General features: G+C 60.7%; 2 protein-coding genes. One reads left to right on the forward strand and one right to left on the reverse strand.

Annotated elements, in window-relative coordinates:
• On the forward strand, positions 1-867 hold an 867-nt coding region (locus ACFV20_RS37215; protein ID WP_385665626.1), incomplete at its 5' end, for a diacylglycerol/lipid kinase family protein.
• 2 nt (positions 868-869) lie between these two features.
• On the opposite strand, the gene ACFV20_RS37220 is transcribed toward ACFV20_RS37215, so the two are convergent.
• Positions 870-1,061: hypothetical protein (locus tag ACFV20_RS37220; RefSeq protein ID WP_385665629.1), on the reverse strand; the 192-nt coding region annotated here is incomplete at its 5' end.

Genomic DNA, 1,061 nt, shown 5'->3' on the forward strand with positions numbered 1-1,061 from the left:
ATCGTCATCATCTTCAATCCCAACAGCACGGGAAACGCTCCAGAGCTTGCAGAGGAACTACAGGGCAAGCTCAAGGAGCTTCTTGCCTATGAGACGGACATCGTCCTGCGCCCAACAGAGCACGCCGGCCACGCCGTGGAGCTGGCCCGCGAGGCCGCAGCGGGCGGAGGGGATGTTCTGGTGGTATCCGTGAGCGGCGACGGAGGCTATAACGAGGTAGTCAATGGCGTGAGGCAGGCGGAGAACCCCAAAGCAGTGTGTGCCGTTTTGGCAGCTGGAAATGCCAACGACCACCGCCGGACGGTGGGAACGAAGCCCTTGGAAGAAGCAATCGCTGAGGGTCACGTGCACAATATCGACCTGCTGCGTATCAGCACGGGTGACGCTGAGCCGGCCGAGTACGCCCACTCCTACATCGGTTTTGGCCTGACACCCGTTGTGGCGACTGAGCTGGAGAAAGGAAACAAGGGGGCGCTCACGGAGATGCTCTCGGTGATCAAGACCTTCTCGGAGTTCGAGCCCTTCGAGATGCGTCTGCCGGACGGTAAACGCCATAAGGTGGACAGCCTTGTCTTCGCAAACATCCCGGAGATGGCCAAGTACGCCACGCTCAGCGAGGCCGAGGCGATCCCTGCTGACGGGAAGTTCGAGGTAGTGCTTTTCCCGCACATGCCCAAATGGCGGGTTCTCCTGAACGCCCTGCGCGCAACAACCCAGGGCCTTGGCGACCAGCCGAGTGTGAGCAGCTATGAGTTCACCACCCTCAAACCGATGCCGTTCCAGATGGATGGCGAAGTCAAGAACGTCGAGGCCGGAGTTACCGTCAAGGTGGAGAGCGTCCACGAAGCCCTGCCGACTATCGCCTGAGTTCACCGTTCGCTGCAGGCAGCCGTCACGAAGTCGTAAATGCGGCCCTTCAGTTCCGTAGGCGCCGCAACTTTCAACAATCCGTTGCGTTTGCCCACGGTCACCTTCAACGGGAGCAGTGTGCCTACTTTGTCCTCTGCCACTGCGTGGGGATCGCAACGCGCCGGACGGATCCGCAGCGGGACCACTTGGGT

The organism is Streptomyces sp. NPDC059696 (assembly GCF_042733745.1).
Taxonomy (GTDB): domain Bacteria; phylum Actinomycetota; class Actinomycetes; order Streptomycetales; family Streptomycetaceae; genus Streptomyces.